Source organism: Kitasatospora mediocidica KCTC 9733, from assembly GCF_000744225.1.
Lineage (GTDB): Bacteria > Actinomycetota > Actinomycetes > Streptomycetales > Streptomycetaceae > Kitasatospora > Kitasatospora mediocidica.
This window is the reverse complement of sequence record NZ_JQLN01000001.1, coordinates 845315-867327: the sequence shown is the minus strand read 5'-3', so window position 1 is coordinate 867327 and position 22013 is coordinate 845315. Positions and strand designations below refer to the sequence as shown.

The following is a 22013-nucleotide window of genomic DNA, read 5'->3' as shown; positions in this document are numbered from 1 at the left end:
CGTGGCCAAATTCGCCACTTCGAGGCTTGGTGGGAAGATGAACATTGGTAGCGTCGCCGTCTACTTGAATCATCCGGTGATCGCTATTGGCGCGACAGCGCCGCTCGATGGCAAGTTGGAACTCAGTGGGGCTCCGCAGGCAGTGTCGGGCGAGCATGTCTTGATCGCAGCCAGGGCTCAAAGCGGTCTCGTGCGTGTCCGACTGTGGCACAGGGCGGGGCTGTTCGACGGCGTGGTGATCTTCAATGGAGATCTCACGCTTGCTGACGGGGTTATTTCGGTTACCGATATTACGGGATCGTCTAGTTACTCCACGAGGCTCGGCGAGGCAGGTGTGCATAGAGTTACTATCGCCGTTGATGACCCGGGTTCCGCTTCTCGCATCGACGTTCTGATTGACTCTGGCGATGAAGAACGTAACCTAAATTCAGTCCCGAATTATCCTCTGCCCCGGATTAGAAGTGTCGAGCGAATGCCACTGGATCCGGTAGATGAACTCGGGTTGATCCTGTCGGCTCACGATCTTCCGTTTAATCGACTCGCGGCTGCCGTCAAACTGATTTACTTGACATCGCCCCTGGGGGTGGATGGCCTGCGGAAGATCAGCCCGTATCGACTCCGCATGATCGTTGAATGGGTTCGGCGACTGAGTCCTTTCCTTTCCATGGAGGAATCTCAGGCACTTGTCGACATAGTGGCAGATCGAATTTGTAGCGATTCTGACTCAGACCCTGACGGAGTCGCCAGTGAGGTGGCTGCTGACGTATTTCGAAATGCGAGTATTCGGCCCCATATAGCTGCCGAAGAATAGGTCCGTTGCATCCAGTGCATGTGGCCCGCCGAGCTCTTCGGCGGGGCCACGCGGCGTCTTGACGGCAATGTCAATGGACGGTTTCTGCACGTGGCGGGTCGTCAGGGCTCTTGGCGGCTCGGAGGGCATCGCCGAGGGTGTCGATGGCTTGGTGGGTTCCTCATCGGCACGGATGCCTTCTATCCGGAGTTGATGGGGATTAAGTCCGATGCGTTGGAACTTCTTGCTGAGAGTAGCGCCTCTCACTTGATGGCAGAAAATTCAATCGTATTTGCGATGCATCAGGGCTATCAGATCTATTGGATGGAATCTTCACGTGGTGACGATCCGCCCGTCGCGATGTATCAGGAGGGTGGTGCTGAACTGCGTGCTCGATGGGAGTCATTCAGTGCTTTCCTGATCGACCAGTCGTCGCGGGATCTTGATTTGACTGCAGGGCAGTAATGTTTCGCCTCTGGTCGGAGGACTGGCGGTGGAGCTGCCTTTCCTGATCGAAAGGAAAAACGTCCAGAAGCCCCACCGGGATGTTCCCGGTGGGGCTTCTGGGTCTTCTGACGGCAGTAGTTGACGGCAACGTCAGCGGACGGGTGCTCCACAAAGTGCCGGTTCGTCGCCGTCGTCGGGTTCGGTGGTGCCCGTTGCGGGGGCGCGGAGGGTGTCGAGGCTTGGCGCTGGAGGCGGAGTCGGAGGTGGTGTAGACGGTGGCGGTGACGCCTGTGTGGGCGTGACCGAGGAGTTCCTTGGTGACGACGAGTTCGACGCCCTGTTGGAGGAGGAGGGTCGCTGCCGAGTGTCGAAGATCGTGGAAGCGGATGCGACGGATCCTGGCTCGGCGGAGCAGGGCGGTGAAGTGCCGGGTGAGTGTGGCTCCCTCGATCGGGGCACCGTTGGGCCGGGTGGACACGTAGCCGCTGTCCCGCCAGCCCGCGCCCGCCGCCTCGCGTTCCTGGCACTGCTGGTCGCCGTGGCGTACGAGTGAGCGTAGACACGGGGTCAGCAGAGCGATGCGGCGCTCGGCGTTGTGGGTCTTGGTTGGAGGGCGGTCAGGCTGCCGGAGTTAGTGCGCTGGAGGGTGCGGCGGATGCTGGCTATTCCGCCTGCGAGGTCGAGATCTTCTCAGCGAAGGCCAAGGGGTTTGAATGGTACGTGGAGCTGGCCCCGGGCGGCGGTGAGGGAGGTGCGGGATCTCTTCCCCTCGAACGGGTTGCCCCTGGCGCTCCAGATCGCTCGGGGTGCGCGGACTGCATGTCATCGCCGGGACTTTGAGGCACCCCTGGGCTCCGTGGAGGCAATCATCGTCGGAGGACTGCGGGGGGTCCAAGCGGGCGGACATGGACATGCGATGGCCGATTTGTCATGGTAAGACTCGATTGACCGCCTCCCTTCTCCGGGGCGGCCCGGTTTTCCGAGTGGCCGCCGCGGCGCGGTGGCCTGCCGCTAGGGGAGTGCCATGCACGACTACCCGTTGCTGGACCTGTTCTGGACGATGCTGGAGTTCTTCCTCTGGATCGTCTGGCTCTTCCTGCTCTTCAAGATCATCACTGACATCTTCCGCAGCCACGACCTGGGCGGCTGGGGGAAGGCGCTCTGGACGATCTTCGTGATCCTGCTGCCGCTGGTCGGTGTGCTGGCCTACCTCATCGTGCGGGGCGGTTCGATGGGCCAGCGCGACATCGAACAGGCGCAGCGGGCGGACGCGGCCTTCAAGGCGTACATCCGGGACGCCGCGGCCGATGACGGGAGTGGCGGCGCTAGCGCTAGCGCGGGTGGCGGGGCGCGGGCGGCGAGCAGCCACGTCGACGAACTCGCCCGGCTGGCCGAGCTGAAGAACAGCGGCTCGATCACCGAGGAGGAGTTCCAGAAGGCCAAGACCAAGCTCCTCGCCTGAGGCGAGTGGGTGGGTCCCGGCAGCCGGGGCGGCGACTTCCGCAGGCGGGGGCGGGGTCGTTGACCTCGGCTGTTAGGCTTCCTAAGCGTGAGCGCGAAGCCCCAGATCCCCAATGTCCTGGCCTCCCGGTACGCTTCGGCGACCCTGGCCCAGCTGTGGTCCCCCGAGCACAAGGTGGTTCTCGAACGCCACCTGTGGCTCGCCGTCCTCAAGGCTCAGCAGGATCTCGGGATCGCCGTCCCCGAGACCGCCGTCGCCGACTACGAGCGGGTCGTCGACCAGGTCGACCTGGAGTCGATCGCCCGGCGCGAGCGGGCCACCCGGCACGATGTGAAGGCCCGGATCGAGGAGTTCAGCGAACTCGCCGGCCACGAGCAGATCCACAAGGGAATGACCTCCCGGGACCTGACCGAGAACGTCGAGCAGCTGCAGATCCGCCAGTCCCTGGAACACGTGCGGGACCGCACGGTCGCCGTCCTGGTCCGGCTGGCCCGGCTCGCGGCGCAGCACTCCGAGCTGGTCATGGCGGGGCGTTCGCACAACGTCGCCGCCCAGGCCACCACGCTGGGCAAGCGCTTCGCGACCGTCGCCGACGAGCTGCTGGTCGCCTTCACGCGACTGGAGGAGCTGATCGCCCGCTACCCGCTGCGCGGGATCAAGGGCCCGGTCGGCACCGCCCAGGACATGCTCGACCTGCTCGGCGGCGACGCCGGCAAGCTGGCCGAGCTGGAGCAGCGGGTGGCCGGCCACCTCGGCTTCGACAACGTGCTGACCTCGGTCGGCCAGGTCTACCCGCGCTCGCTCGACTTCGAGGTGCTCTCGGCGCTGGTCCAGCTCTCGGCGGCGCCGTCCAGCCTGGCCAAGACCATCCGGCTGATGGCCGGCCACGAGCTGGTGACCGAGGGCTTCAAGGCGGGCCAGGTCGGCTCCTCCGCGATGCCGCACAAGATGAACACCCGCTCCTGCGAGCGCGTCAACGGTCTGGCCGTCATCCTGCGCGGGTACGCCTCGATGACCGCCGAGCTGGGCGGCGACCAGTGGAACGAGGGCGACGTCTCCTGCTCGGTGGTGCGCCGGGTGGCCCTGCCGGACGCCTTCTTCGCCTTCGACGGTCTACTGGAAACCTTCCTGACGGTGCTGGAGGAGTTCGGCGCCTTCCCCGCGGTGATCGAGGCCGAGCTCGACCGCTACCTGCCGTTCCTGGCCACCACCAAGGTGCTGATGGGCGCGGTGCGCGCGGGCGTGGGCCGCGAGGCCGGCCACGAGGTGATCAAGGAGCACGCGGTCGCCGCCGCGCTGGCGATGCGCGCCGGTGCCCGGCACAACGAGCTGCTCGACCGGCTGGCCGCCGACGAGCGGATGCCGCTGGACCGGGCCGCGCTGGACGCGCTGCTCGCCGACCGGCTCTCCTTCACCGGTGCGGCCGGAGCGCAGGTGGCCGAGGTGGTCCGCCGGGTCGAGCTGGTCGCCGACCGTTACCCCGAGGCCGCGAAGTACGCCCCGGGCGACATTCTCTAGCCAGGCTCCGGCCCCGCCGGTGACCCCGGACACTCGTGTCCCGGGTCCACCGGCGGGGCCGTCGTGCCGCAGTACCAGGACGCGTCGGGCTCGGCCTCCACCTCGGGCGCCCTGCCCGGCACCGCGGCCGCCGCCAGCAGAGCGGCCGCCACCAGCAGGCCCGCGCAGATCAGCATCGCGGTACGGAACGAGGAGTTCACCGCCGTCGGATTCCGGTACTGCTCGCCGCTCAGCCCGGCCAGCAGCGGCAGCGCCGCCACCGCCAGCAGCCCGGCCGCCCGGGCGGCCGCGTTGTTGACGCCGCTGGCGATCCCGGCCCGCCGCACGTCCACGGCACCCAGGACGGTCGCGGTCAGCGGGGCCACCAGCAGCGTCAGCCCGACGCCGAAGACCACGGCGGCCGGCAGGACGTCCGCCCAGTAGGAGGCGCCCTCGCCGATCCGCAGCATCAGCAGGACGCCCCCCGCGCAGACCAGCGGACCGGCGGTGAGCGGGAGCCGTGGACCGATCCGGGTGGCGAGGCGGCCCGCGCGGGCCGAGAAGAGCAGCATCAGCAGCGTGACCGGCGCGAAGGCGACCCCGGAGACCAGCGGCGTGAAGCCCGCCACCGTCTGCAGCTGCACCTGGAGGAAGAAGAACACTCCGCTCAGCGCCGCGTAGACACCCACCGTGACCAGGTTGACCACGGTGAACAGCCTGGAGTCGAAGAGTTCCAGCGGCAGCATCGGCTGCGGGCTGCGCTGTTCCACCCGCACGAACGCCCAGCCCAGCAGCAGCCCCGCGACCGCCGAGACCCAGACGCCCGCGGACACCCCGCCCCCGGCCGCGGTCAGCGCGTAGGTGACCCCGCCGAGGGCGAGCGCGGCCAGCACGGCGCCGGAGACGTCGAAGTCGCCCGTGGCCTGCTCGTCACGGCTCTCGGGTACGTGGCGCAGGGTCACGAGGGCGACGGCGGCGGCCACCGGCACGTTCAGCAGGAAGATCCAGCGCCAGCCCGGGCCGTCCACCAGCCAGCCGCCGAGGAAGGGGCCGACCGCCGTCGCGACCCCGCCCAGGCCCGACCAGGCGCCGACCGCCGCGGAGCGGTCGTCGGGGTGGAAGGTGGCCTGCAACAGGGCGAGCGAGCCCGGGGTGAGCAGCGCGCCGCCGATGCCCTGCAGGGCGCGGGCGGCGATCAGGACGCCCACGCCGGGGGCGACGGCGCACAGCGCGGAGGCGGCGGCGAACCAGCAGACGCCGATCACGAAGATCCGCCGCCGTCCGTACCGGTCGCCGAGCGAGCCGCCGAGCAGGATCAGGCCGGCCAGCGTGAGCAGGTAGGCGTTGACGGTCCACTGGAGGGCGGCCAGTGAGGCCCCGAGGTCGGCGCCGATCCGCGGCAGCGCGACGTTGACGACCGTGCCGTCGAGCATCGCCATGCCGGAGCCGAGCGCCGCGGCCAACACCACCCAGCGCCCCTGACGGCTTGCCAGCCGCAGGCCGCCGGCGGACGGGATGCGGCTCGGTTGCTTCTCCACGCACCGATCCTGCGGGACAGCGCCGCGCGGCGCTACAGGGCGCCGCGCGGCGCCGCCGCCGGCGATGGACGGCGCGGCGGGCGGGGGCGGGGTACGTTCTGGGTGTGATGTCCGTTCTGTGCTTCCCGGGGCTGGAGGCGGAGCGCTCGTGAGCGAGGAGTCCGCCGCGCACGTCGACGCGGCCGAGGCGATGGCGATGACCGGGATCGGCTGCTTCGAGTGGGTCCCGGCCACCGGCCGCTTCACGCTGGACGCCGTCGGCCTGCACGTCTTCGACCTGCTCCCGGAGGAGTACGACGGGACGGCGGACGACCTCGGCCAGCGGGTTCCGCCCGAGGAGGCGACCCGGCTGACCTCGCTCCTGGAGGACATCGTCGCCGGCCGCAGCGACGCCTACAGCAGCTACTTCCGGATCCGGCGGCGGGACGGCGTCCTGCGCTGGACCCACACCCAGGGCCAGGTGGTCCGCGACCCCGGCAGCCCGGGGATCCGGGTGGTCGGCGTGGTGCGCGACGCCACCCGGGAACTGGCGCACTCCGCGCTGCGGTTGATGGCCGAGGACGACCGGCGCCAGCAGGAGGACGCGCTGCGCGAGGTGGCGCAGGCGCTGGGCGACGCGCTCACCGTCGACGACGTGGTGGGCGTCCTGACCGGCGATCAGAGCATGCGCCGGCTGGGCACCCAGGGGATCACCCTGGGGGTGATGGACCAGGGACGGCTGCGGCTGGTCGGCGCGGTGGGGGAGGTCAACGTGCGGATCCGCGCGGTGCAGCGGGCCCGGCTGTCCGAGCCCTGGCCGCTCAACGACGTGGTCCGCTCCGGCGAGCCCGCCTTCTTCGTCTCCCGTTCGGCCTTCCTGCGCCGCTACCCGATCCTGGCGCCGTACCTGGGCGACAGCCGCGGCACGGCGGCGGCCTTCCTGCCGCTGATCGCGCAGGGCCGCCCGGTCGGGGCGATCGCGCTGGTCTACGACGGCAAGCGGAGCTTCAGCAGCGAGGACCGCACCCTGCTGATCGCGCTCTCCACCAGCATCGCCCAGTCGTTGCAGCGGGCGATGCTGGTGGACCAGTCGCGGGAGATCGCGGCGGGCCTGCAGAGCGCGATGCTGCCGCGCCGACTGCCGTCGCTGGTCGGCGGCCGGCTGGCGGTGCGCTATCGGACGGCCCGGGTGGGGACCTGGATCGGCGGGGACTGGTACGACGCGGTGCCGCTGGCGGGCGGCGGCGTGGGCGTGGCGATCGGGGACGTGCAGGGCCACGACACCGAGGCGGCCGCCGTGATGGGCCAGCTGCGGATCGCGATGACGGCATACGCCGCCGAGGGGCACAGCACCGAGAGCGTCCTGGTGCGCGCCTCGGCGTTCCTCGCCGAGCTGCACGCCGACCGGTTCGCCACCTGCCTGTACGCCCAGGTGTCGCTGGCGACCGGCGCGGTGCGGGCCGCGAACGCCGGACACCTGCCGCCGCTGGTGCGGCACGCCGACGGCACGGTGGAGCGGATCGAGGTGGCCGGCGGCCCGCCGCTGGGGCTGCCGGCCGAGTGGGGGCCGCCGTCCTACCCCCGGACCTCCTTCCACCTCGCACCGGGCGACACCCTGCTGCTCTACAGCGACGGCCTGGTGGAGCGGCCCGGCGAGGACCTCGACCAGGGTCTTGACCGGCTCGCCGAGGTCTTCGCGGCCGGTCCCGTCCGGCTGTCCGCGCTCGCCGACCACGTCCGCGACACGCTGAGCGAGCGGCTGGAGGCCGAGGACGACGCGGCGATGCTGCTGCTGCACCGGGACGGCGGGGACGACGACTGAGGTGACGTCAAGAGGTCGTCAGGGACGGCGGGCGGGGCGTAGGGCGGGCGTCAAGAGGCAGCGCGGTGCGGCCGGTGCGGGGCTCCAATGGAGGTGGACCCGGGGACCGGCGGGCGTGGAGAGGAAGCGATCGTGATGACGGGAAGCGACACCGTTCGGGGCAGGCGGGTCGTGGTCGGCGTCAGCGGCTCGGCGAGCAGTCTGGCGGCCCTGTACCGCGCGGTCGGCGAGGCCGCCCGGCGCGACGCGGTACTGGTGCCGGTGGCCGCCTGGCAGCGGGCGGACGAGGTGCTGCGGCCGTTCGACGAGCCGGAGTACCAGGCGCGCCGACGGCTGGACCGGGTCTTCGAGCAGGCCTTCGGCGGCTACCCGGCGGGCGTCCTGATCCACCCCGAGGTGGTCAGGGCCCAGGCCGCACAGGCGCTGGTGGCGGCCGCCGACCGACCCACGGACCTGCTGGTGGTCGGCAGCGGCCGGCCCGGTCGGCTGCACCGGCACTTCGGCCAGGTGGCCCGCTACTGCCGTGCGCACGCCGGCTGCGAGGTGCTGGTCGTCCCGCCCTCCGAGCTGCTGGAGACCTTGCGGCCCGGTGCGCTCCCGCTGCGCGCGTTCGGCGAGCGGGTGCCCGGGATCCGCAGCCGCGCCTGAGCGTGCCGGGCCCGGGCTGCTCCCCCGGCCCGGGCCCGGCACCGCTCAGCTCACCGGCAGCGGCCGGTCGGCCGGCGCCTGCTGAGCCTGCTGCGGCTGGTCGTCGCTGTGCGGACGGGCCTTGCGGGGCAGGGCCAGCATCAGCGCGGACATCGCCAGCAGGCCGCCGACCACCCACCACATCGCGTGGGTGAACGCGTCGGTGAAGACCGCGGAGACCGGGGAGTGCGCCAGGTCGGCGCTGTCGACCACGGTGAAGAAGGCCACCGAGACCAGGCCCAGGCCCAGCGCGTTGCCCAGCTGCTGGGTCGTGTTGATCAGCCCGGAGGCCGAGCCGGAGTGCTCGCGTGGCACGTCGGAGAGCACCGAGTCGGTCAGCGGTGCGACGATCAGGCCCATGCTGGCGCCCATCACCACCAGCGGGAGTGCCATCTGCCACGGCTGGATGCCGGCGCCGTAGTGGTTCGCCTCGGCGAGGTAGATCAGCGCGCCGGCCGCCATCACCAGCGCGCCCGCCTGGAGGACCTTGCGGCCGAACCGCGGTACCAGCTTGCCGACCGAGAGCCCCGCGGCGGTGGAGACCGCGATCGAGAACGGGATGCCGGTCGTCCCGGCCCGCAGCGGGCTCCAGCCCAGGCCGAGCTGCATGTAGAGGGTCCAGACCAGGAAGAAGATGCCGCAGACCACCCCGAAAGTCAGCTGCACGCCCACCCCGGCCGCGAAGCTGCGCACCTCGAAGAGCGAGAGTTCGACCAGCGGCGAGCCGTCCCGGCGGGTCTTGATCCGCTCCCACCGGACGAAGAGCGCCAGCACCAGCGGCGAGCAGCCCATCGAGACGAAGCCCCACAGCGGCCAGCCGGACTCCCGGCCCTGGGTCAGCGGGTAGAGCAGCATCAGCAGCCCGAGGCCGGCCAGCGCCATGCCGACCAGGTCCAGCCGCAGCGACTGCGGGGCCCGGGACTCGGTGACGTAGCGGTGGCCGAGCAGCAGGCCGGCGATGCCGACCGGGAGGTTGATCAGGAAGATCGGCCGCCACTCCAGGCCGAACAGGTTCCACTCCGTCAGCAGGGCGCCCAGCAGCGGGCCGGAGACCGCGCCCAGGCCGATCATCGCGCCGAACAGTCCGAACACCTTGCCCCGCTCGTGGGCCGGGAAGGTCACGTGGATGATCGCCAGGACCTGCGGCACCATCAGCGCGGCGGTGGCGCCCTGCAGGATCCGGGTGGCGACCAGAACGCCCGGGTCGCCGGCCAGACCGCAGAGCGCCGAGGCGAGGGTGAAGCCGGCGATGCCGATCAGGAAGATCCGCTTGCGTCCGTAGATGTCCCCGAGCCGCCCGCCGGTGATCAGGCCGATCGCGAAGGCCAGCGCGTAGCCGCCGGTGACCCACTGGATCGCGCTGAACGAGGCTCCGAGGTGGTGCTGGATGCTGGGGACGGCGATGTTCACGATGGTGACGTCGACGAGGTCCATGAAGGACGCGGTCATCACCACGGCGAGGGCGATCCAGCGGCGGCGGTCGCCGGCCGCTGACACCGGGTCGGCGGCGGCTATCGGGACGGTGGCGCTCATGGGTACGGCCTTTCGGGGACGGGTGCCGGTGCGGGCACCCGGACGGGCTGCTCCGCTTCGGCCCTGACGTTAGACCGCATCTAGGACAGGTCCTGTCCCAGATGGCTGCGATGCTGGATCCCGTGAGCGACACTCCGGCCCGGCTGCTGAACCTGCTGTCCCTGCTCCAGACCCCGCGCGAGTGGCCGGGCAGCGAGCTGGCCGAACGGCTGCGGGTGAGCCCGCGCACCATCCGGCGCGATATCGAGCGGCTGCGCGACCTGGGGTATCCCGTCCAGGCGACGCTGGGCGCGGTGGGCGGCTACCGGCTCGCCGCCGGCGCGGCGATGCCGCCGCTGCTGCTGGACGACGAGGAGGCGGTGGCCATCGCGGTCGGCCTGCGGACGGCTGCGGGGGCCGCGGTGAGCGGCATCGAGGAGGCCTCGGTGCGCGCGCTGGCCAAGCTGGAGCAGGTGCTGCCCTCGCGCCTGCGCCGGCGGGTGGGCGCGCTGAACGCGGCGACCGTCCCGCTGGCCGGCGGCGGTCCGCGGGTCGACCCGGCCGACCTGACGGTGCTGGCCGCGGCGGTGACCGGGCGCGAGCGGGTGCGGTTCGGCTACCGGACCGGCGACGGCACGGTGAGCCGGCGGCTGGTCGAGCCGCACCGGCTGGTCGCCACCGGACGCCGTTGGTACCTGGTCGCCTTCGACAACGACCGCGACGACTGGCGGATCTTCCGGGTGGACCGGCTGAGCGACCCGGTGCCCACCGGGGCGCGGACCGAACCGCGCACGCTGCCGGACGGCGCTGACCCCGCGGCCTACGTCAGCCGCAAGCTCCAGCACCGGGCGCGGACCTACCAGGCGACGGCCGTCCTGGAGCTGTCGCTGGCCGAGGCGGAGCGCCGGCTCGGTGGGGCCGGGGCCGGGCTGCGGCTGGAGCGGCTCGGCGAGCGGCACTGCCGGCTGCGCACCGAGGCCGACACGCTGGAGTGGCTGGCGGCCAGGCTGCTGATGCTCGGCTGCGAGTTCCGGGTGGAGGAGCCGCCGGAGCTGGCCGGGCACCTGCGCGAGCTGGGCGCCCGGGCCACCCGCGCGGCCGGGCAAGCGTAGTCGGCATACGAAGCGGCCCGTGGCCACCGGAGGAGATCCGGTGGCCACGGGCCGCTGGGTGGTGCGGGATCAGCGGTTGGCGGCCCGACGACGGGCGAAGACCACGGCGCCGGCACCGACGACGAGCAGGCCGGCGGCGCCGACCGAGACCTCGACCAGCGCACTGCCGTTGGTGCCCGTGAAGGCCAGGCCCGTCGGCGTGGTGGAGGCCGGCGCGATCGACGGGGCGCCGACCGGCTGGGCGGTGGTGGCCGGCGTGCTCGGGCTACCGGACGGCACGGTGGCCGGGGCGGTGGCCGGAGCGCTGGGGCTGCCGGTCGGCTTGGCCGGAGCCGAGCTGGAGGCGGACGCCGACGGCGACGCGGGCGTCTTGGTCGGCGGAGCCGTGGTGGTGGTCACCGGCGGCGGGGTGGTGGTGGTCGAGCCGGTCGGCGGGACCGTGGGCGGGGCCGTCGGCGGAACGGTCGGCGGAACCGTCGGCGGGGTGACCGGCGGGGTCGGCGCGCACGCGGTGCCGCCGTTCCACGCGGTGATCAGGTCCTTCGGGAAGACCGCGTCCGGGTACTTGGGCAGCGGGCCGGTGATGCCGTCGTGCTTGACGCCCGTGCCGTAGAGGTCGATCTGGCCGTAGCACGGCGGGGTGTGGCTGCTCACGTCGAGCGTCGCCTGCCCGTGCTTGTCGTCCAGCGTGGTGGTGTCCCAGCCCAGGAAGGTCTGGGTGCCGGAGGTCGACCAGCTCGGGCCCTGGGTGGCGTACGAGGCCAGCGAGACCTTGTACGAGCACCCCTCGGACGGGGTGTCCGTGAGGCGGACGACGAACTTGGTGTACGGGTGGCCGATTCGGCCGGCCTGCGACCACGAGTGGCCGCCGTCGGTCGAGTACTCCACGCCGACCGACGAGCACTGGCCCGAGGGCTTGGCCTGGGCGGAGTCGGCGAAGACGAGGGGGGTGGCGAGGGCTATGCCGGCGACTGCCAGCGCCGGAAGCGTCCTGCGAAGAGGTCGGTGCACTGAGCGTTGCTCCCTGGAAACGTGATGCGCTGCTGTTCGTCAGGCGGGTCGGCCCGGCGGTTCAACCGCAGCCGGGCACACTGCCTGAGATCGTGTGACGGTACACGACTGAGCGGACGTCACTCCGACCGGGTGGTGCCGGGAGCGGGCACCGTGGTGTGGAGTGACGTCCGGTGAGGTCGGGACTACCAGGTGAACTCGGGATCGACCTCGGAGCAGGCCCCGACCCGGCGCCCGAGCAGCGCCAGCAGCCGGGTCTGCGGATCGGCGGTCGCGGGGGATTCGACGGCGGGGGCGTAGCGGTCCGCCGCGCCCGGCCGGCTGAGCTGCCGGGTCGCCTCGTGCAGCGCGAACTCGACCAGTTCGGGGGCGAGATGGGCGTCACCGCCGGTGGCCCGGGCGAGGTCCCAGGTGTGCACGGTGGCGTCCAGGATCAGTTCCGTGCAGTAGTCCAGCGCCGAGCGGTCGCCGTGCCGCGGATGGACGGTCAGGTCGAACGCGCCCGGCACGGCGAACGCCTCGCGCGCCGCCTCGGCCGCCGCCGTCCAGGCCGCCGCCGGGTGCTCGGCGCGCCCGCCGTCCGGCGGCCCGCCGCCGAGGCGGTCGCCCACCTCGGCGGCGGTAGCCCCCATCAGCAGTTCGGGTACCCACAGTTGCCGGACCGTGAGGTGGTGGACCAGGTCGTACACCGACCATGCGCTGCACGGCGTGGGTGCCGTCCACTGGTTGGCGGCCACCAGGTGCACCCGGCGGCCGAAGGAGGCCAGCGCCTCGGTGTACAGCCGCAGGACCTCGCGCTGCCGTCTGCTCGCCGTGTCGTGCGCCATCGCCCCGGCCCGCCGTCAGTGGGGGGAGGCTTCGGAGCGCGCGGCGACCTCGCGCGCGCGGGCTCCGGCCCGGGTGCGGCCGGCGGTCACCATCCGGATCGGGAAGCGCCGGACGTACTCCGCCTCCAGCTCGGAGGTCCGCTCGGTGTGCCGCCGCAGCGCGTCGTCGGAGCCGTACAGGAAGGTCTCGTGCCTGGTCCGGTGCAGCTGCTCCAGTTCGTGCAGCAGGCGGTCGCCCATGAGGTCGCCGGCGGCGATGCCCTGCTGGGTGCCGGGCGGGAAGTCGGACATTCGCATCGGTGCCTCCTGGGTGCGGTGATCCGGGACGGTCTGGGCGGATTCGTCCCCCACTACCCCGTGCCCTCCGGGGCGCTCGGGAAACCGGGAGGGCCCGACGGCGGGCGTGGAGCGGTCTCCCGGACCGCGAGCAGCTGGGTGCCGATCTCCTGGAGCACCTTGCGGCTCACGGCGGCCCGCACCAGCGGGAACCAGTCGCGCTCCTCGTCCTCGATGTGCCGGGTGACCGTGTCGATCAGCTCCAGCACCCGGGCGTCGTGCGCGGCCCGGGCCTCGGCCGAATCGCCGTCGGGCCGCGCGGCGAGCTCCTCGCAGAGCTCGTCGGCCGTGCGGTGCAGGCGGTAGCTGCGCAGCACCTCGTTCTCGGGCGCCGCCGTCTTTTCGGGCGCCGCCGTCGCGGGGTCGGCCAGCAGCACCCGCAGCCGCGGGTACAGCACCTCGTCCTCCAGGTACGTGTGGACGGTGAGGGTGTGCACGATCCGGTCCGCGAGCTCGGCTCCGGCCGCGTCGTCGGCCGTCCCGTCGGCACGTTGCGCCAGGTGGGCACGGTAGGCCCCGAACAGTCGGAGGATCTCCTTGCGGTCCTCCTTGAGCAGCACGATCGCGTCGTTGGACATCCGCGCTCACCTCACCGGTCTTGCGAACCCCTGTAACGATGGTGCCAAATCTCGCGCCGTCAGGCCTGGGGGCCGGGGGCGAGCAGGTCGGCCAGGTCGTAGCCGACGGGCTCCTCCAGCTGGTGGTAGTCGCAGCTCTCCGGGGCCCGGTCGGGCCGCCAGCGCTTGAAGCGGGTGGTGTGCCGGAACCGGGTGCCCTCCATGTGGTCGTAGCCGACCTCGCAGACCCGTTCGGGGCGCAGCGGCACCCACGCGGCGTCCTTGCCACCGCTCCACCGGCTCGGTGCGCCGGGCAGCCGGGCGCTCTCGTGCGCGGCGTCGTTCGACCAGGCCGCCCAAGGGTGTTCGCTCGGATCGGCCATCCGCAGCGGCGCCAGTTCCTCGGCCAGCTCGCGGCGGCGGGCCGCCGTGAACGAGGCGCAGACCCCGACGTGCTGCAGGACGCCCGCCGCGTCGTGCAGGCCCAGCAGCAGCGAGCCGACGCCGCCGCCGTCCTTGTGGTCGCGGTAGCCGGCCAGCACGCAGTCGGCGGTCCGGCTGTGCTTGATCTTGAACATCGACCGCACGCCCGGCCGATAGGGCTGATCGAGTGGTTTTGCCACGATCCCGTCCAGCCCGGCGCCCTCGAAACGGGTGAACCAGCTGCGGGCGAGCTCCCGGTCGGCGGTGGCGGGGGCGGTGTGCACGGGCGGGCGGGCCGCCGCCAGGGCCGACACCAGCGCCTCGCGCCGGGCCGACAACGGCTGCTCGGCGAGCAGCACGTCCCCGAGCGCCAGCAGGTCGAAGGCGATGAACGAGGCGGGGGTGCGTTCGGCCAGCGTGCGGACCCGGGAGGCCGCCGGGTGGATCCGCTCCTGGAGCTCCTCGAAGTGCAGGCGTCCGTCGTGCGCGACGACGATCTCGCCGTCCAGCACGCAGCGCTCCGGCAGCTCGGCCCGCAGTGCCTCCACCAGCTCGGGGAAGTACCGGGTCAGCGACTTGCCGGTGCGGCTGGTCAGCTCCACCTCGTCGGCGTCGCGGAAGACGATCGAGCGGAAACCGTCCCACTTGGCCTCGTACTGCATGCCCGCGGGGATGTCGTCGACGGCCTTGGCCAGCATCGGCTCGACCGGCGGCATGATCGGGAGGTCCATCCTCCGATGGTGCGTCGCCGCTCCCGGCGCCGCACGTCGCGCCGCCCACCGGGCGCGGCTCTACCGTGGAGGCATGGCTGAAGCGGTGGAGCTGGAGGTCGGCGGGCGCAGCGTGCGGATCTCGAACCCGGGCAAGGTGTACTACCCCGGGCCGGGGTTCACCAAGTTGGATGTCGCCCACTACTACCAGGCCGTCGGCGAGGCGGTGCTGAGCGGGCTGCGCGAGCGGCCGACCACCCTGCAGCGGTTCCCGGACGGCGTCGAGGGCGAGTTCTTCTACCAGAAGCGGGCGCCCAAGAGCCTGCCGGACTGGCTGCCCACGGCGCGGATCGCCTTTCCCAGTGGTCGGTTCGCCGACGAGATCTGCCCGACCGAGCCGGCCGCCGTGCTCTGGGCCGCCAACCTCGGCTGCCTGACCTTCCACCCCTGGCCGGTCCGCCGGGCCGACACCGACCGCCCGGACGAGCTGCGGCTCGACCTGGACCCGCAGCCCGGCACCGACTTCCGGGACGCCGTCCGGGCGGCGCACGAGCTGCGGGTGGTGCTGGAGGAGTACGGCCTGCGCGGCTGGCCCAAGACCTCGGGCGGGCGCGGCCTGCACGTCTACGTCCCGATCCGGCCCGACTGGACGTACCCCGAGGTGCGGGGGAGCGCGATCGCGCTCGGCCGGGAGCTGGAGCGCCGGATGCCGGCGGCGGTCACCACCGCGTGGTGGAAGGAGGAGCGCGGCCAGAAGGTCTTCGTGGACTACAACCAGATGGCGCGCGACCGCACCATCGCCTCGGCCTACTCGCTGCGGGCCCGGCCGGAGGCGACCGTCTCGACGCCGCTGCGCTGGGAGGAGCTGGACGACGTCACGCCGCTGGACTTCACGCTGCGCACCGTGCCGGCCCGGCTGGCGGCCTCCGGCGACCCGTACGCCGAGCTGGCCGAGCACGCGTTCGGCCTGGAGGGCGTGCTGGAGCTGGCGGCGCGGCAGGAGCGCGACGAGGGCCTCGGCGAGCTGCCCTACCCGCCCGACCACCCGAAGGCGCCGGGCGAGCCGCCGCGCGTCCAGCCCAGCCGCGCGCGCAAGGCCTGACGGCCGCTCAGGGGACGGGGGCCGCGGGGTGGTGCTGGGCCCGGTCGGGGGTGCTCGGCGGCCGGCGCCGACGGCTGCCGGAGCGCAGCGCGAGGGCGGTCGCGCCGGCGCTGACCAGGACGGCCGTCCAGGGGACGACGTCGCCGACCCGGTCGTACCAGGTGCGCGAGTGGGCGTCGGGCAGCGCGAGCCGGACAGTGAGGGCGCCGGTGCGGCCGGTGCCGTAGCGGGCGAGTCGCCGGCCCTGGGCGTCGAAGGCCACCGAGACACCGGTGAGCGCCGCCTGCACGACCGGTCGTCCGGTCTCGGCGGCGCGCAGCGCGCCCAGGGAGGCGTGCTGGTCGGGGGCCGAGGTGTCCTGGAAGCTGGAGGTCGCGGACTGGTAGACGATCAGCTGGGCGCCCTGGTCGGCGGCGGTCCTCGCCATGTCGGGGAAGGCCGACTCGAAGCAGATCAGCACCCCCAGCGGCAGCTGCCGCCCGCTCAGGTCGGTGGGCTCGAAGAGGTGGAACGAGCTGCCCGGCGTGCGGTTCTCGGCGGCGGCCCGGCTGATCCCGGCGATCCAGCCGAGCAGCGGGCGCAGCGGGATGTACTCGCCGAACGGCACCAGGCGCATCTTGGCGTACCGGGCCCGGATGCCGTCGGGGCCGATCAGCACGGCGTCCTTGGAGATGGTTCCGTCGGCCTTCCGGGCGTCCTCGTTGACCAGTAGCTGGGCGTCGGCGGAGGCGGAGAGCGCGCGCAGCCTGGCGAGTGTCACGGTGTCGCGGGTCAGGTCGGTGCTGACGCTGCTCTCGCCCCAGACGATCAGGTCGGGACGGGGGCCCGGCAGGTCGGCGGTGATCCGGGCGGAGGCGTCGAGGCGGGTGGCGCCGTCGGGCAGTACGCCGGGTTGCACCAGGGCGACCGTCTCGGTGCGGACGGGGACCGGGCCCGGGCGCAGGGCGAAGGCCAGCGGGCCGGCGACCAGGACCAGCGCGGTCGCGGCGGCGCCGGTGGCGCGGATCGGCAGCCGGTCGGTCAGCAGGATGATCAGCACACCGGTGTTGACCGTCACCACGGCCGCGCTGACCAGCCAGACGCCGCCGAGCGAGGCGAGCGCCAGCACCGTCGGGTGACGCCACTGGGTGGCCCCGAGCAGCGCCCACGGTCCGCCGAGCGCCTGCCAGGAGCGGGCGAACTCGCTGACCACCCAGGCGGACGGGACGACCAGCAGCGCGGCGGCGGCCCGGCCCGCGGTGAGCGGCGCGCGCAGCAGCGTCCAGACCGCCAGGCCCACGCCGCCCTGCAGCAGGCCGAACAGCGCCGCGATCAGCAGCAGCCCGGGGCCGACGGTGGGCACCAGCCAGTACATCGCCGCCAGGACGAAGCCGGTGCCGAACCACCACCCGCGCACCGCGGCCTCCCGGGCGTGCGGGGCGCGCTGCATCAGGAGCAGGCCGGGCACCAGGGCGACCCAGGCCAGCGCCTCCAGGTCGAGCGGGGGGAAGGCGAGGACGGGGAGCGCGCCGGCGGCCAGCGAGCCGTACCGGACGGGATCGGAGAACGCGGCTCGGAGCGACATGTTCCGATTGTCAGGTTGTACGGCTTCTATCACTGCGGAATCGACCCGCCTTCTGCGTCGTGTCGCGGACTGCTGGTCACCGAATACCCCGTGCCGCGCGGTCTAAGGTGCCGGTACATCCGCCGGTACGAGATTCGGTCCGGCACGTCGAGAGGCCGTCCGATGCCCGAGACCCACACGATGCTCTTCGTCACCTTCGAGGACCAGGCCAGCGCCGCTGCCGCCTACGAGGAGGTGAAGGAGGTGCACGGGGTCCGGCAGGCCGCGGTGCTGGAGCGATCCGCGGACGGGCTGCTGAGCGTGCCCGAGAGCTGGGTGCGCGGAGCCGGTGCGGCGACGGTGGCGGGCGGAGTGGTCGGCGGCCTGGTCGGCCTGCTGGGCGGTCCGATCGGCGTCTTCCTGGGCTGGACGGCCGGCACCATGCTGGGCGGCGCGGCCGAGATCCAGCACTTCCAGGACGCCGCCGAGGGGCTGATGGTCTACAGCAGCGGCCTCGCCGAGGGCGGCAGTCTGCTGATCGCCGAGCTGCGCGAGCACGGTCCCGAGGCTGTCGACGCGATCGCCGCCCGGCACGGCGGCACCGTGGTGCGCCGGCCGGCCGAGGAGGTGGAGGGCGAGGTGCAGGCGGCCCAGCTGGCGGCCGAGCGGGCGGTCCGGGCCGAGCGTGGTGACGACGAGTAGCGGGCTGGAGAAAGCTACGGGGTGGCAGCGGATGTTCCGGGTGAAATCAGACATTCGACCGGTTTCGCCGGGAGACCCGGCTCGGCGACGCTGAGAGACGACCGCCCTGGCACTTGCACCCGCCGGGGCGGCTGAATGTCAGAAAGGCACCGATGAACCACGCCTCCGCGTCCCCCGACGGCTCCGCAGCGAACGGCCCAGGCCACAGCCTCATCGAGCAGCACGGCGTCGACACCATCCCCGAGGCGGAGCGCACCAGCACCCCGCGGGACGTGTTGAGCATCCTGATCGGCTCCAACCTGGCGTTCGGCGTGGTCGTCTTCGGCTGGCTGCCGGTCTCCTTCGGGCTCTCCTTCTGGGCCAGTTGCTCCGCGCTGGTCCTGGGCACGGCGGTGGGTATCCTGCTGGTCGCGCCGCTGGCGCTGGTCTCGCTGCGCAGCGCCACCAACCTGTCCACCAGCAGCGGCGCGCACTTCGGGGTGCGCGGCCGGCTGATCGGGTCGGTGGTGGGGCTGCTGCTGTCGCTCGGCTACACCGCACTCGCGCTCTGGGTGGGCGGCGACGTGGTGGTCGGCGCGCTGAACCGGATGGTCGGCCTGCCCGCCCACGGGCCGGCCTACGTGGTCACGTACACCGTGCTGGCCGCGCTCAGCGCCACCTTCGCGGTCTTCGGCTACCAGCTGCTGCTCAAGCTGGAGAAGTGGCTGATGTGGTGCATGTCGGTGCTGCTGGTGCTGGGCCTGTTCGCCTTCGCCCCGCACTTCCACGCCTCCGCGCACGGGCACTACCTGCTGGGCGGCTTCTGGCAGACCTGGCTGCTGGCCGTGGTCTCGGCCGGGCTGAGCGGCCCGATCGCCTTCATCACCCTGCTGGGCGACTACACCCGGTACGTCTCCCCGGCCCGGCACTCCAGCCGCAAGGTGCTCTGGGCAACCGGCGGCGGGCTCTTCCTGGGCCTGCTGATCCCGCAGCTCTTCGGCACCTTCACCGCCGTCGCGACGGGTGCGGGCAGCAACTACGTGGGTGGGCTGCTGGCGGGGGCGCCGGCCTGGTTCCTGCTGCCGCTGCTGGTCAACGGGCTGATGGGCAGCGCGGGCAACTCCGGCCTGATGCTCTACAGCATGGGCCTGGACCTGGACGCGATCCTGCCGCGCGCCACCCGGCTGCAGGCCACCTACGTGGTGGCCGGCACGGCCACCCTGCTGGTCTTCCTCGGCCATTTCGTCTGGAGCGCGCAGGACGCGGTGACCTCCTTCGTGCTGGTCCTCACCGCGATCGGCACCCCGTGGGCGGTGATCACCCTGATCGGCTTCCGGCGCTGCCGCGGCGACTACGACCGCCCGTCGCTGCAGGTGCTCAACCAGCGCACCCGCGGTGGCATCTACTGGTACAAGGCCGGCTGGAACGTGCCCGCCACCCTCGCCTGGGTGCTGGGCGCCGCGATCGGGCTCTGCTCGGTGGACACGCCCGTCTACCGGGGGCCGCTGCTCCCGCTGACCGGCGGGATCGACGTCAGCTTCCTCCTCTCGGGCGCGCTGGCGGCGCTGGTCTACCTCGCGCTCTCGCACCGCTCGCGCGGCCGGGCCGGCGGTACGCCGTTGCCGGTCGTGCGGGACGAGAGGGTCGAGGCACCCGCCGGCTGACCGGCTGACCGGCCGGCTACGGCGCCGTGGGGATGGCGGGGATGACGAGGCGGGCCGCGAGCAGGGCGACGTCGTCCTCGCCGTGGCCGGCCGCGAGTTCGGTCAGGGCCGTGTCGATCAGGTGCTCCAGCGGGTCCGAGTGGCGCAGGTCCAGCGCGGCGAAGGCGGCCAGCGACTCCTCGATGTCGGTGCCGCGCCGCTCGACCAGGCCGTCGGTGTAGAGCAGCAGGGTCAGGCCGGGCGTGTAGGGCAGGGTCAGCTGTTGGTAGCCGCCGGTGCCGGTGCCCAGCGGCGGGCCGACCGGCACGTCGAGCAGGCGCCCGGGCCGCCCCGCCTCCAGCTGGAGCGGCGGCAGGTGGCCGGCGCTGGCGAACGAGTACGTCCCGGCGGCCGGGTCGATCAGCACCAGCAGACAGGTCGCCACCCGTTCGAGTTCGAGCGCCTCGACGATCCGCTCGGCCTCGCGCAGGATCTCGTTGGGGCGCAGCCGCTGGAGGGCCAGCGCGCGGATCAGCGAGCGATACTCGATCATGGTCGCCGCGGCGTCCAGGCCGTGTCCCATCACGTCGCCGACCACCAACAGGGTCGAGCCGCCGGGCAGCGCCACCGTGTCGTACCAGTCGCCGCCCACCTCCGCGCTGGCGCCGGCCGGCAGGTAGCGACTGGCGCACTCCACGTCCGGGTGCGGGGACATCGGCTCGGCGAGCAGCGCGCGTTGCAGGCCCAGCGCGGTCTCGTGCTCCTGGGCGTAGCGCTGGGCGTTGCTGATGCTGGAGGCGGCGCGCCGGGCCAGCTCGGCGACCAGCTCGACCTCGTCGGGGGTGAACCCGGGGGAGTCGCCGGCGCGCACCAGCACCACCACGCCGACCACCTGTCCGCGCGCGGTGAGCGGTACGAACACCGCCGAGTGCAGGCCGAGCCGGCGAAAGCGCGCCACCTGGGAGGCCTGCGAGACGTTGCGCAGCATCTCCTCCTCGGAGGGGAAGTTGAAGACCACCGGCAGCTGCTCGGCCAGGCAACGCGTCATGGCCGAGGAGGACTGCGGGCTGAACAGGATGCCGGGCGGCCCGAGCTTGCGGCCCGCCTTGACCAGCGGGCCGGTGGTGCTGAGCGCCAGCCGGCGCATCCGCAGGGCGGAGGTCGGGATGCTGGAGGCCGCCGGCCGGTCGGTCTCCAACACGTCCACGAAGGCGATGTCGGCCAGTTGCGGCACCAGCAGGCGGGTCAGCTCCTTGCAGGTCTGCTCGACGTCCAGGGTGGTGCCGATCCGGGTGGCCGCCTCGTCGAGCAGCACCAGCCGGGTGCGGGCGCGGTCCAGGGCCTGGCGGATCCTGCGGTCCTCGGTGATCTCCAGGACCATCGCCACCACGCCGACCGGCACGCCGTCGCGGTCCTCCAGCCGGTGGTAGGCGTTGTGCCACCAGCGCGGCTCATGGGCAGGACCGGAGGCCGTGGTGCCCTCGACGGTGTGCACCCGCGGCTCGCCGTACGCCAGTACCGCCCGCAGCTCCGCCTCGGCGGCCGCCACGTCGATGCCCGGGACGACGTCCTCCAGGCACTTGCCGATGTGGTCGGCGGCGGCCACGCCGTTGATCTCGGACAGCGTCCGGTTGACGTAGCGGTAGCGCAGTTCGGAGTCCAGGACGGCGATGCCCAGACTGGCCCGGTCCAGGATCTGCCGGACCAGGTGGTAGTCGTCCAGGGCCGGGAGCAGGCCGTGCGGCAGGTCGGCCTCGTTGAGCGCGGCAAGCAGCGACCGCGCCTCGCGGTCGGCCAGTACCTCGGTGGGGGGAGGCAGCGGCTCGTCCTGCGCCATCGTCCCTCCTGGCGGCTAGGTGTTGCTCCGATCATCCCATTGATACGGAAGGCCTGTCCTGTGTCCCGCGCTCCCAGGTGCGGCACCGGCGCTGGTCCGTACGGACGCATGACGGTGCACCCCGGCCCCGGGCGGCCCAGGCTGGGAGCCATGAACAGCACCAGCAGCCCGCGCGACGTCCTGGTCGAGGTAGCGGAGTTCCGCACCGACAGCCGCTACCGCCTCGTCCATCTGAAGGGGACCGGCTGGGAGCCGCTCGCCCCGGAGGAGTTCGAGCCCCGCCTCAAGCAGCTCTTCCCGGACATCGACCTGAACGACCCGCACCAGGTCCACTGGGCGGACCGTCCGGGCGAGTGGCCCTCCTGGCACCCCGGCGAGGCGTAGCGAAGCACCCTTCAACGACCTCACGAACTTCTCATCGCGGAGATCGTCGCAGGCCGCAGCGCCCGGAGCACACTGGTAAGTGCTGCGGAGACGTCCGCCCCCGCAGCGGGGCA

Annotated in this window: 20 protein-coding genes and 1 pseudogene; 11 read left to right on the top strand and 10 right to left on the bottom strand. The window is 72.5% G+C overall.

Going from position 1 to position 22013, the window contains the following annotated elements; genetic code table 11:
* Window position 1: 1 nt before the first annotated feature.
* Window positions 2–811: a hypothetical protein gene (locus BS80_RS40345; protein ID WP_157535831.1), complete on the top strand. Its 810-nt coding sequence runs from the start codon at window positions 2–4 to the stop codon at window positions 809–811.
* 18 nt (window positions 812–829) lie between these two features.
* Complete coding sequence (locus BS80_RS40340; RefSeq protein ID WP_157535828.1) at window positions 830–1255, top strand: SMI1/KNR4 family protein; 426 nt, start codon at window positions 830–832, stop codon at window positions 1253–1255.
* A 132-nt stretch (window positions 1256–1387) separates the two neighbouring features.
* Here BS80_RS40340 and BS80_RS44245 read toward each other — a convergent pair.
* Window positions 1388–1927: pseudogene (locus tag BS80_RS44245) on the bottom strand (tyrosine-type recombinase/integrase); the annotation flags it as partial.
* Between the two features lie 334 nt (window positions 1928–2261).
* On the opposite strand from BS80_RS44245, the gene BS80_RS03505 reads away from it, so the two are divergent.
* Together BS80_RS03505 and purB are read left to right on the top strand one after the other, a co-directional pair.
* Complete coding sequence (locus BS80_RS03505) at window positions 2262–2699, top strand: SHOCT domain-containing protein (RefSeq protein ID WP_035792411.1); 438 nt, start codon at window positions 2262–2264, stop codon at window positions 2697–2699.
* An 87-nt stretch (window positions 2700–2786) separates the two neighbouring features.
* Window positions 2787–4217 (top strand): adenylosuccinate lyase, encoded by a 1431-nt coding sequence (gene purB, locus BS80_RS03500; RefSeq protein ID WP_035792409.1) that lies wholly within the window; start codon window positions 2787–2789, stop codon window positions 4215–4217.
* Here the strand turns inward: purB and BS80_RS03495 are convergent.
* Window positions 4214–5734 (bottom strand): MFS transporter, encoded by a 1521-nt coding sequence (locus BS80_RS03495; protein WP_198045433.1) that lies wholly within the window; start codon window positions 5732–5734, stop codon window positions 4214–4216. The two genes, purB and BS80_RS03495, sit on opposite strands and share 4 nt — an antisense overlap.
* A gap of 148 nt (window positions 5735–5882) precedes the next feature.
* On the opposite strand from BS80_RS03495, the gene BS80_RS03490 reads away from it, so the two are divergent.
* Together BS80_RS03490 and BS80_RS03485 are read left to right on the top strand one after the other, a co-directional pair.
* Window positions 5883–7535 (top strand): SpoIIE family protein phosphatase, encoded by a 1653-nt coding sequence (locus tag BS80_RS03490; RefSeq protein WP_051965841.1) that lies wholly within the window; start codon window positions 5883–5885, stop codon window positions 7533–7535.
* 135 nt (window positions 7536–7670) lie between these two features.
* Window positions 7671–8183, top strand: coding sequence for a universal stress protein (locus BS80_RS03485; RefSeq protein ID WP_063771874.1), 513 nt, complete (start codon window positions 7671–7673; stop codon window positions 8181–8183).
* Window positions 8184–8228: 45 nt separating this feature from the next.
* On the opposite strand, the gene BS80_RS03480 is transcribed toward BS80_RS03485, so the two are convergent.
* A complete protein-coding gene (locus BS80_RS03480; RefSeq protein WP_051965839.1) occupies window positions 8229–9755 on the bottom strand; it encodes an MFS transporter in 1527 nt (508 codons plus the stop codon).
* 122 nt (window positions 9756–9877) lie between these two features.
* Between BS80_RS03480 and BS80_RS03475 the strand changes: the two genes are divergently transcribed.
* Window positions 9878–10846 (top strand): helix-turn-helix transcriptional regulator, encoded by a 969-nt coding sequence (locus BS80_RS03475; protein ID WP_035793243.1) that lies wholly within the window; start codon window positions 9878–9880, stop codon window positions 10844–10846.
* Window positions 10847–10915: 69 nt separating this feature from the next.
* Here the strand turns inward: BS80_RS03475 and BS80_RS03470 are convergent, their stop codons facing one another.
* The 5 genes from BS80_RS03470 to BS80_RS03450 form a co-directional block, all read right to left on the bottom strand.
* On the bottom strand, window positions 10916–11857 hold the full coding sequence (locus BS80_RS03470) for a hypothetical protein (RefSeq protein WP_051965837.1): 942 nt from the start codon (window positions 11855–11857) through the stop codon (window positions 10916–10918).
* Between the two features lie 185 nt (window positions 11858–12042).
* Window positions 12043–12684, bottom strand: a complete 642-nt coding sequence (locus tag BS80_RS03465) for a TIGR03086 family metal-binding protein (RefSeq protein ID WP_051965834.1) — start codon at window positions 12682–12684, stop codon at window positions 12043–12045.
* 15 nt (window positions 12685–12699) lie between these two features.
* The gene (locus BS80_RS03460; protein WP_035793234.1) at window positions 12700–12981 is read right to left on the bottom strand and encodes a DUF6158 family protein; all 282 of its coding nucleotides are present in this window, start codon (window positions 12979–12981) and stop codon (window positions 12700–12702) included.
* 53 nt (window positions 12982–13034) lie between these two features.
* Window positions 13035–13598, bottom strand: a complete 564-nt coding sequence (locus tag BS80_RS03455; RefSeq protein WP_051965832.1) for a hemerythrin domain-containing protein — start codon at window positions 13596–13598, stop codon at window positions 13035–13037.
* Window positions 13599–13657: 59 nt separating this feature from the next.
* The gene (locus tag BS80_RS03450) at window positions 13658–14731 is read right to left on the bottom strand and encodes an ATP-dependent DNA ligase (protein WP_035792406.1); all 1074 of its coding nucleotides are present in this window, start codon (window positions 14729–14731) and stop codon (window positions 13658–13660) included.
* 73 nt (window positions 14732–14804) lie between these two features.
* On the opposite strand from BS80_RS03450, the gene ligD reads away from it, so the two are divergent.
* Window positions 14805–15812 (top strand): non-homologous end-joining DNA ligase, encoded by a 1008-nt coding sequence (ligD, locus tag BS80_RS03445; protein ID WP_198045414.1) that lies wholly within the window; start codon window positions 14805–14807, stop codon window positions 15810–15812.
* A gap of 7 nt (window positions 15813–15819) precedes the next feature.
* On the opposite strand, the gene lnt is transcribed toward ligD, so the two are convergent.
* Complete coding sequence (gene lnt, locus BS80_RS03440) at window positions 15820–17376, bottom strand: apolipoprotein N-acyltransferase (RefSeq protein ID WP_051965831.1); 1557 nt, start codon at window positions 17374–17376, stop codon at window positions 15820–15822.
* 162 nt (window positions 17377–17538) lie between these two features.
* Here lnt and BS80_RS03435 point away from each other — a divergent pair, with 162 nt between their 5' ends.
* Window positions 17539–18057: a hypothetical protein gene (locus tag BS80_RS03435; protein WP_051965829.1), complete on the top strand. Its 519-nt coding sequence runs from the start codon at window positions 17539–17541 to the stop codon at window positions 18055–18057.
* Window positions 18058–18209: 152 nt separating this feature from the next.
* Window positions 18210–19700: a purine-cytosine permease family protein gene (locus tag BS80_RS03430; RefSeq protein ID WP_083974145.1), complete on the top strand. Its 1491-nt coding sequence runs from the start codon at window positions 18210–18212 to the stop codon at window positions 19698–19700.
* 16 nt (window positions 19701–19716) lie between these two features.
* Here BS80_RS03430 and BS80_RS03425 read toward each other — a convergent pair whose 3' ends face one another.
* Window positions 19717–21516: a SpoIIE family protein phosphatase gene (locus tag BS80_RS03425; RefSeq protein WP_051965827.1), complete on the bottom strand. Its 1800-nt coding sequence runs from the start codon at window positions 21514–21516 to the stop codon at window positions 19717–19719.
* A gap of 150 nt (window positions 21517–21666) precedes the next feature.
* Here BS80_RS03425 and BS80_RS03420 point away from each other — a divergent pair, with 150 nt between their 5' ends.
* Complete coding sequence (locus BS80_RS03420; RefSeq protein ID WP_035792404.1) at window positions 21667–21900, top strand: hypothetical protein; 234 nt, start codon at window positions 21667–21669, stop codon at window positions 21898–21900.
* Window positions 21901–22013: the final 113 nt, after the last annotated feature.